The organism is Rossellomorea vietnamensis (genome assembly GCF_008180615.1).
Lineage (GTDB): Bacteria > Bacillota > Bacilli > Bacillales > Bacillaceae_B > Rossellomorea > Rossellomorea vietnamensis_D.
The window spans coordinates 89,769-98,342 of the sequence record NZ_VTEH01000019.1 but is presented as its reverse complement, the minus strand read 5'-3'; the positions used below and the strand labels follow the sequence as shown (position 1 = coordinate 98,342).

Sequence of the window (8,574 nt, the reverse complement as noted above, 5' to 3'; positions counted from 1 at the left end):
AAAACCTTCATCACTCACGCGGCGTTGCTCCGTCAGACTTTCGTCCATTGCGGAAGATTCCCTACTGCTGCCTCCCGTAGGAGTCTGGGCCGTGTCTCAGTCCCAGTGTGGCCGATCACCCTCTCAGGTCGGCTACGCATCGTTGCCTTGGTGAGCCGTTACCTCACCAACTAGCTAATGCGCCGCGGGTCCATCTGTAAGTGGCAGCCGAAGCCGCCTTTCCACTTTTCCTCATGCGAGGAAAAGAACTATCCGGTATTAGCCCCGGTTTCCCGGAGTTATCCCAGTCTTACAGGCAGGTTACCCACGTGTTACTCACCCGTCCGCCGCTGATTTCAGGGAGCAAGCTCCCATCAATCCGCTCGACTTGCATGTATTAGGCACGCCGCCAGCGTTCGTCCTGAGCCAGGATCAAACTCTCCGAAAGAAGTTTGACTTGCTCATTTGCTAATTAAAGTGTTAGCAACTTTGTAAGAAACGAGTTCTTACTAGATTTACGTTGACGTTTTGTTTGTTTTGTTCAGTTTTCAAGGTTCAATTAGTATAGTATGGAGCGGGTGAAGGGAATCGAACCCTCATCATCAGCTTGGAAGGCTGAGGTTTTACCACTAAACTACACCCGCATATTCAATTGCTCACTGGTCGGGAAGACAGGATTTGAACCTGCGACCCCTTGGTCCCAAACCAAGTGCTCTACCAAGCTGAGCTACTCCCCGTTCTGTTCATCTCATTCCCAAAACAGGATTGAGTCACTATGAAAATGGCGCGCCCGAGAGGAGTCGAACCCCTAACCTTTTGATCCGTAGTCAAACGCTCTATCCAATTGAGCTACGGGCGCATATTGTATTGACTAGTTGGTGCGGCCGAGAGGAGTCGAACCTCCACGGGGTTGCCCCCACTAGGCCCTCAACCTAGCGCGTCTGCCATTCCGCCACGACCGCGTAAAAAGCGACAAAACCAATTATATAATTTAAAACGTTAGATGTCAATCATTATTTCAAAAAAATAAAAGTGCGGGTGAAGGGACTTGAACCCCCACGCCTTGCGGCGCCAGATCCTAAGTCTGGTGCGTCTGCCAATTCCGCCACACCCGCATGATTATAGTTTGTTTCACACCAAGTAAAACAAAATGGTGAGCCATGAAGGATTCGAACCTTCGACCCTCTGATTAAAAGTCAGATGCTCTACCAACTGAGCTAATGGCTCTAAATGGCTGGGCTAGCTGGATTCGAACCAACGCATGTCGCAGTCAAAGTGCGATGCCTTACCGCTTGGCTATAGCCCATCATTTTTTAAATCCCGCAAATGCGAGGTTTATAATATAACATGTTTCTTTAAAAGTTGTCAAGAACTTTCTCGAAAAATATTATGGCGGTCCGGACGGGACTCGAACCCGCGACCTCCTGCGTGACAGGCAGGCATTCTAACCAACTGAACTACCGGACCAGGATTTTTTGCTGACAAGCAAAATATCCTTCCTTAATGTAAGGGGCAGATATTACTTATCAAATTATCTCTCCTTAATGTAAGGAGCAGAAGTTATGCATTTGCCAAAGTCTTTCGAATTGGAGTTCAGCACTCCGCTTCACAAAAGAATTTGGTGACCCGTACGGGATTCGAACCCGTGTTACCGCCGTGAAAGGGCGGTGTCTTAACCGCTTGACCAACGGGCCATATAGTATGGCGGAGAAGGAGGGATTTGAACCCTCGCGCCGCTTACACGACCTACACCCTTAGCAGGGGCGCCTCTTCAGCCACTTGAGTACTTCCCCAAAAATAAAATGGCTCCGCAGGCAGGACTCGAACCTGCGACCGATCGGTTAACAGCCGATAGCTCTACCACTGAGCTACTGCGGAACAAGAAAACTATTAAGTCGTTGTCCGACTTTTATTATTATAACTACATCCACATAGGTTGTCAACGGAATTTCACAAGTTATTCAGAACTTGTTTTTTCAAGCTTCAATTTTCCTCTGCACTTTCCGCAGACATAACGGTCTACATTAATCCTTCGTCTTCTCCGGTAAATGAGGTCACAACTTGTACACCTGTAATAAAGCGTTATTCGCTTCTTCTGTTTTTGCGATTCCAATGGATTGCAATGCCTTGGGGCACCCACTTCCTTCATTAAATCTCTGAAGTCCTTATCCCGGTGCTTGTATCCTTTTCCCTCTATATGCAAATGGTAATGACATAGCTCATGCTTGATGATGCCTGTCAATTCTGCCATCCCATGCTCTGCTAAATACTTGATGTTAACTTCAATGTTGTGTGATCGAAGCATATAACGGCCGCCAGTAGTACGCAGCCTTCTATTGAAAAAGGCTTTATGCCTGAAGGGTTTCCCAAAACTTGCTTTCGATATATCTTCAACCAGCTTTTGCAGTTCACTGTTTTCCACTTATCTCAACTCCTTTGGTGAACATGACAAACTATTATAGCATAGATTAGAGAAATGAACTTTTACTGTACCTAAAAGGTATCCATAGCAATTGTCCCATTCAGCCTCATAACAGAATGATGGATATATTCAAATTGTTGGCCCAATCGATGACTGTATATTCTTTTCATTTTTTTAAAATAAGGAGGTTTGATTATGCCTAACTGGCTTGTCAGCCAAATGCGCAAGGCTTATTTTGAAAAAGATCGCTATCAGATCAAACTTCTCAACCAATGCTGGTATTTCTATAGAAAAAAACACTGCAGTTAACTGCAGTGTTTAATAAACCCTTGGAACGGGCGGAGTGAACTGGCCAAGAAGTAATGTTCCATCAACACTACGAACATTGCCTGTGTGGTCCAGTTTCTCTATTCCTTTACCATGGACAATGCTACTCTTCCTTTTTTCACATCAGCACTTTCTACCCAGACCGTAACGACATCTCCTACTGAAACGACATCGAGCGGGTGTTTGACAAAACCTTTACGCAGTTTTGATATGTGAACAAGCCCGTCCTGTTTGACTCCAATATCTACGAACGCCCCAAAATCTACTACGTTTCGCACCGTTCCTTGCAGTTCCATGCCAGGCTGTAGATCTTCTAGCTTCAGTACATCCTTCTTAAGCAGAGGTGCGGACAACTCGTCCCTTGGATCTCGGCCCGGCCTCACCAAAGCGTCCACAATATCTTTCAATGTCAGCTTGCCAATCCCAAGCTCTTCTGATAACTCTTCCAAGTTGAGCCCTTCCATTCTCTTTCTCAATTCTTCTGTGCCAAGAGAATTTCCGTCCAGGTCTAGTTTACGCAGCAGCTTCCTTACTTCTTCATAATTTTCAGGGTGGATTGGTGTCTGGTCAAGAGCTTCTTCTCCTTCCATGATTCTAAGAAACCCGATACACTGCTCGTATGTCTTGGCCCCAAGCCTCGGAATTTTCTTCAATTGTTTCCTTGAATTAATTCTTCCTTCCTCTTCTCTTTGCTTAACAATATTATTAGCAACTGTTTTAGATAAACCAGCCACATACTGTAACAGAGAGGAAGAAGCGGTATTGACGTTTACACCAACCTGGTTAACAACCGTTTCCACTACAAAAGTGAGGGATTCGTTTAGTTTCTTCTGTGAGACGTCATGCTGGTATTGGCCCACCCCAACTGATCTCGGGTCAATTTTCACCAGTTCAGCCAGCGGATCCTGCAGCCTTCTGGCAATGGATACTGCACTTCTCTCCTCTACTTGCAGATCAGGAAACTCTTCACGGGCGATGTCGGAAGCAGAATACACACTTGCTCCAGCCTCATTAACAATAAGATAAGAGATGTCCATATTGACATCTTTGAGAATATCGACCACAAACTGCTCCGTTTCCCTAGAGGCAGTCCCATTTCCAATTGCTACGATTTCAATATTGTATGTCTGCAATGTTTTCTTAAAGACCTCCACCGCCGCTTCCTTCTTTGCTTTCGGCGGATGAGGGTAGATGACACTGATATCAAGCATCTTCCCTGTTTGGTCCACAACTGCCAGTTTACAGCCAGTCCGGTAGGCCGGGTCGACTCCCAGCACCCTTTTTCCTTTAAGGGGCGGCTGAAGCAGGAGGTTTCTTAAGTTCTCCGTGAAAATATGTATGGCTCGGTCTTCAGCTGTCTCAGTTAAACTATTTCTAATTTCTCTTTCAATCGAAGGCTGAATCAATCGTTTATAGCTGTCCTCGATGGCTTGTTCAATTGATTGAGAAACTGTTGATTCCTTCTTGATGATATTTTTGACTAGGAAATTGTGAATCCGTTCTGCATTAGGTTCAATGGATACTTTAAGAATCCCTTCCTTTTCTCCTCTGTTTACGGCTAGGACACGGTGAGGGACAATTTTATTTACCGGTTCACTGTAGTCATAGTACATTTCAAAAACATTTTTTTCGTCCTCAGCATCTTTTTTCACCGAAGTGACAAGAGTACCTGTTTTGAAAGTGTCATTTCGGATCCACTCCCTGAACTTAGCATCATCTGACACCAATTCTGCAATGATATCCTGTGCACCTGCAATGGCGTCTTCTGCAGAGTTTATTTCATTTTCAACAGATACATACTTTTCCGCTTCACTTTCCAAGTTTCCGTTGACAGGAAAAGTTAACATCCATTCCGCAAGTGGCTCCAGCCCTTTCTCCTTAGCTACAGTCGCTTTCGTTCTTCGTTTTTGTTTGTATGGACGATATAAATCTTCTACTTTTTGAAGCTTGTCAGCTTTTTCTATGTCATTCTTCAATTCCGGAGTAAGCTTTCCTTGTTCTTCAATCAGGCGGAGAACTTCTTCCTTACGACTTTGCAGGTTCTGTACATAATTCCATGCATCCATGACCGCGCGGATTTGAACTTCATCCAGAGCACCCGTCTGCTCTTTGCGGTACCGGGCAATGAACGGAACAGTGTTCCCTTCATCCAGAAGAGAAATTACACTTTTAATCTGTTTTATGTTGATTGCAAGGTCCTTAGAAATTTTCTCTATAAGGTTCGGCTTTTCTTTTAATAACGACACTACTGCATTACCTCCAGTTTATTTCTATACTTATCAAGTTTACCATAGCCTTTCGTATATATACGGCTTGAGTACGATGCATTCCTTCTTGACATTGTTCGGTTCTGCTGCTTTTTGAGTCATCAGAAATCATAACGTAACAATTTTTGCAGCCACACTTCGCAGATAAGGTTGAGGTGCATTTTGAGAGAGTTTGTGTTTATTTATAAATTACCGCTTCGGGATATCCCCCTTGTTACGAGAATAGTACTCTTTGAACAAGCAAGCCTCATTTTTCTTTCTTGCTTATTCAAGAGAATAAGGTCTAACTAACGAATCATAAACAAAAAGAAAAAGCCTACTCATCAGAGTAAGCTCCCTACTATAAAAGTTGTATCGTCTATCGGCTCTGCCAGGTGCAAGCTGATTTCATCATTGATCTTCCTTAAGGAATTGCTTGTCTGAAGTAAGGATTTTATATTCGTGATATTTAATCCATCAGAATGCAGCAAGAATTTAGATTGGGGTTCATAAGTGAATCTTTGTGTTCGGTACTTTTGCGGTCTGCCTGAAAGATAGCCTGTCACCGGCAGGGGGTACGTCATTTTCCCCACCGAGGAATAAAGATAGAAACGTATATTGCCGACACAGCTATATTCAAATTCATTACTGTTATAATAAACCTTCATGATCGCTACAGCTGCGCCTCTTTTATGCATCAATTCTTCATTGCAGTAGTTCATTAAAGTGGAGACATCTTCTTGATGATGTCTTTCCACCAATTCTACTACCGCATGTGAAGATTCATATGCAAACTTCCCGCTACCCAAGCCATCTGCTAGTATGCAGATAAAGTAGTCGTCAGTGGATGTAAAAAAGAAGCTGTCACCGCAATATGGGTTCTGACCTTTTGAAACTTGCTTGGCATAAACCTCAATTTGATCTTGGAGTAAATGGGTCATTCAGAATAACTCTCCGAATTTCTCATTTCTGCGTCAATAGCTTCCTTCAACTTCTTAATAGCACGCCTTTGGAGTCTCGATACATGCATCTGTGAAATTCCCAACTTTTCTCCTGCGTCTTTTTGGCTGAGGTTATCCAAATAAGTATATTGAATAATGAGCCTTTCTCTCTCTGATAAAACGTGAAGGACTTTTTCAAGAACCAGCTTCTGGTTAATTCTTTCGTAGCCGTCATCTATGCTGCCGACTATATCAAGCAGCGTGACGGTACTTCCTTCTGAGTCTGCCTCGATAGAATGGTCCACAGACAAAGCCTGATAACTTTTGCCCATCTCCATCGCTTCCAAAACTTCCTCTTCAGTCACTTCAAGGTAATCCGCAATCTCTTCGACTTTAGGTGACCTCTCCAATGTGTTGGTGAGTTCTTCTACAGTTGATTTAATTTTAGGCCCTAATTCCTTGATCCGCCTAGGCACGTGTACACTCCACGTCTTATCACGGAGAAAACGCTTGATTTCGCCAACTATTGTGGGGATTGCAAACGCTTCAAAGGTTTTCCCAAAAGAATCATCATAACGGCGGATGGCACCTAACAAGCCAATCATACCTACTTGAACGATATCCTCGTGAAAAGATTTCCCTTTTGAATATTTACGGGCTATGGAAATAACAAGGTTTTCATAATGAAGGACTAAGTTACTCTGGGCTTCATCATCGTTCTCTTCTTGATAAGCTTTTATCCACTGTTTGACTTTCTCTTTTGTTTGCTGGTTAGGTTGAGATAGTTTCGGCATCTGTCTCCACCTGCTCTCCTTCTAGGAACTTAGTCATAAAGACTGTTACCCCTTCTTGATGGTGGACTTTCACCTCATCCATCAGACTTTCAATAAGGTATAGCCCAAGCCCGCCTTCTCTTAAAAACTCAACAGAGTTTTCTGCATCATAAGGACCTACTTCTTCACGAGTCTTTTTAAAATCGAAGCTTTCTCCATTATCCGCAACCATAACTTCCAGCCGCTCTTCATATAAAGCAAATCCGACAATGACTTCCCCGGTTTCATCCTTATAGGCATGCTGTACCGCATTGGTGATTGCTTCACTTGTAGCGATTTTCAAGTCTTCAATCGCATCATAGGTAAAACCCATTCTGCTGGCAATTCCGGATAATGTTAACCGGATTACACCCACGTATTCTGGTTTAGCAGGGATCTTCATCTCGATGTAGTCAAAATCTTGCATTATTCTACGCCACCTTTTACCTCGGAATTAATATTCATAATATCTCCAAGTCCTGTAATATCAAACAGGCGTCTTAAGCGTTCTGATAAACCGGTTAGGTAAAGTTGACCACCGTTTGCATTAATGGTTTTGAATAATCCAACAAAAACCCCTAAGCCTGTACTGTCCATATAGGAAACCTCGGAAAGATCAACGTTCATAACCACATTCTCTTCTTCCGCAGAAGAATTCAGTGCATCTTTAAGTTTTGGGGCTGTATATGCATCGATCTCCCCATTAACCTTTACGTCAATCACTTTATCATTTTCATTTAAATCTATCGTCAAATTCATCAATTTCACCTCTTCTGAACAAATCCATTGCTATATTCGTTTACCCTATTCCGGGGATATTAAACATTTATCAACAAATTCTTTTTAGAATGATGAGGGTGAAGTCGTCCCGCAGCTGGAAATGCTGAAGTCTTTCCAGTTCTTTATAGACACTGGTGACAATATCCTGTGCAGGGAGATGGATGTATTTTTCAATATATCCAACAAGGTCTTCCCTTTCAATGAATCCTTCCTCCGTCCGGCATTCCGTTACACCATCCGAAAGCAGGATGATGAGGTCGCCGACATTCACCGGCCTCTCATACTGGCGGTACTTGGCTCTCTTGTCCACTCCCAGAAGGAGCCCCTTTGCGTCGAGGTCTTCAAATTCATTTGTTTGGGAATTAAAGAAAAAGCCGGGTTCATGTCCTGCAGAAGAATAGTTGAATACATGCTTGTAAGGATCATACATGCCATAGAACATCGTGATAAACATGCTTGGATCCACATTCATCTCCACTACTCTATTCAGGCTTTCCAAGACAGCACTTGGATAATGCCTGTGTTCCGGAAGGCTGTCCATGGCATATTTGATCATGGACATACACAGTGCTGCAGGAATTCCCTTCCCAATGACATCGGCAATCGCCACACTTATATAGTCATTGTCATCCTGGACAAAGTGATAATAATCACCATTCATCCTTTTGGCAGGAACACTCAGCGCGCCGACATCCAATGCCTCTATTTCAGGGACGGTTGTGCCGAGCAGGGTCTGCTGCATGTTGGAAGCAATCTCGATTTCATTGTTAAGCTCCTGCTGCTTCGAGCGGAGGCTCTGGTGTTCACGATAGGCAAAACCGTAACCTATCATAACCTCTAGTAAAATATCAAAAGAATCAAGCACACTCTCGGACAGACCCGGCTCCATATCAAGCATGATACTTTTATGGAGGCTGATGATTTCTTCCGGAGAGATATTATGTTCAATCGACTTGCGGCTGAACTTCTGCCCCAGATACAACGCCTGTTCATCTTGTGCTTTTAAATAGTTTTCGATAATTTCTTTATACTTTACGTCCATCAATTCTCTAAAATCCATGTCACTC

Annotated in this window: 8 protein-coding genes, 11 tRNA genes and 1 rRNA gene; 1 reads left to right on the top strand and 19 read right to left on the bottom strand. The window is 43.4% G+C overall.

Features of this window, described 5'->3' with window-relative positions; genetic code table 11:
* The 13 genes from FZC79_RS19450 to FZC79_RS19390 all read right to left on the bottom strand — a co-directional run.
* Positions 1-427 (bottom strand): 16S ribosomal RNA (locus tag FZC79_RS19450); the annotation flags it as partial.
* Positions 428-549: 122 nt separating this feature from the next.
* Positions 550-623 (bottom strand) — tRNA-Gly (locus FZC79_RS19445).
* A gap of 16 nt (positions 624-639) precedes the next feature.
* Positions 640-716: transfer RNA gene (locus tag FZC79_RS19440), tRNA-Pro, on the bottom strand.
* Between the two features lie 45 nt (positions 717-761).
* A tRNA-Arg gene (locus FZC79_RS19435) sits at positions 762-838 on the bottom strand.
* A 17-nt stretch (positions 839-855) separates the two neighbouring features.
* A tRNA-Leu gene (locus FZC79_RS19430) sits at positions 856-941 on the bottom strand.
* A 71-nt stretch (positions 942-1,012) separates the two neighbouring features.
* Positions 1,013-1,094 (bottom strand) — tRNA-Leu (locus tag FZC79_RS19425).
* Between the two features lie 36 nt (positions 1,095-1,130).
* Positions 1,131-1,206: transfer RNA gene (locus tag FZC79_RS19420), tRNA-Lys, on the bottom strand.
* Between the two features lie 4 nt (positions 1,207-1,210).
* Positions 1,211-1,285: transfer RNA gene (locus FZC79_RS19415), tRNA-Gln, on the bottom strand.
* Positions 1,286-1,369: 84 nt separating this feature from the next.
* A tRNA-Asp gene (locus FZC79_RS19410) sits at positions 1,370-1,446 on the bottom strand.
* Between the two features lie 152 nt (positions 1,447-1,598).
* Positions 1,599-1,673: transfer RNA gene (locus FZC79_RS19405), tRNA-Glu, on the bottom strand.
* Positions 1,674-1,681: 8 nt separating this feature from the next.
* Positions 1,682-1,772, bottom strand: a tRNA-Ser gene (locus FZC79_RS19400).
* 10 nt (positions 1,773-1,782) lie between these two features.
* Positions 1,783-1,857 (bottom strand) — tRNA-Asn (locus FZC79_RS19395).
* A 79-nt stretch (positions 1,858-1,936) separates the two neighbouring features.
* A complete protein-coding gene (locus tag FZC79_RS19390; protein WP_148948376.1) occupies positions 1,937-2,401 on the bottom strand; it encodes a SprT family protein in 465 nt (154 codons plus the stop codon).
* A 195-nt stretch (positions 2,402-2,596) separates the two neighbouring features.
* Here FZC79_RS19390 and cmpA point away from each other — a divergent pair, with 195 nt between their 5' ends.
* Positions 2,597-2,710: a cortex morphogenetic protein CmpA gene (gene cmpA, locus FZC79_RS19385; RefSeq protein WP_006838640.1), complete on the top strand. Its 114-nt coding sequence runs from the start codon at positions 2,597-2,599 to the stop codon at positions 2,708-2,710.
* Between the two features lie 98 nt (positions 2,711-2,808).
* On the opposite strand, the gene FZC79_RS19380 is transcribed toward cmpA, so the two are convergent.
* The 6 genes from FZC79_RS19380 to FZC79_RS19355 all read right to left on the bottom strand — a co-directional run bounded on the left by FZC79_RS19380 (position 2,809) and on the right by FZC79_RS19355 (position 8,567).
* On the bottom strand, positions 2,809-4,974 hold the full coding sequence (locus tag FZC79_RS19380; RefSeq protein WP_148948375.1) for a Tex family protein: 2,166 nt from the start codon (positions 4,972-4,974) through the stop codon (positions 2,809-2,811).
* A 344-nt stretch (positions 4,975-5,318) separates the two neighbouring features.
* Entirely contained in the window at positions 5,319-5,915 is a 597-nt protein-coding gene (locus tag FZC79_RS19375) for a PP2C family serine/threonine-protein phosphatase (RefSeq protein ID WP_148948374.1), read from the bottom strand.
* Positions 5,912-6,709, bottom strand: coding sequence for an RNA polymerase sigma factor SigB (gene sigB / locus FZC79_RS19370; protein WP_148941362.1), 798 nt, complete (start codon positions 6,707-6,709; stop codon positions 5,912-5,914). The genes FZC79_RS19375 and sigB overlap by 4 nt, the downstream gene beginning before the upstream one ends.
* Positions 6,687-7,154 carry an anti-sigma B factor RsbW gene (rsbW, locus tag FZC79_RS19365; RefSeq protein ID WP_286365386.1) on the bottom strand — a complete coding sequence of 156 codons (468 nt, stop codon included), beginning with the start codon at positions 7,152-7,154 and terminating at the stop codon, positions 6,687-6,689. The genes sigB and rsbW overlap by 23 nt, the downstream gene beginning before the upstream one ends.
* Positions 7,154-7,486, bottom strand: a complete 333-nt coding sequence (locus FZC79_RS19360) for an anti-sigma factor antagonist (RefSeq protein WP_148948373.1) — start codon at positions 7,484-7,486, stop codon at positions 7,154-7,156. Before FZC79_RS19360 ends, rsbW begins: the two co-directional genes overlap by 1 nt.
* 70 nt (positions 7,487-7,556) lie before the next feature.
* Positions 7,557-8,567, bottom strand: coding sequence for a PP2C family protein-serine/threonine phosphatase (locus FZC79_RS19355; RefSeq protein ID WP_148948372.1), 1,011 nt, complete (start codon positions 8,565-8,567; stop codon positions 7,557-7,559).
* Positions 8,568-8,574 lie beyond the last annotated feature (7 nt).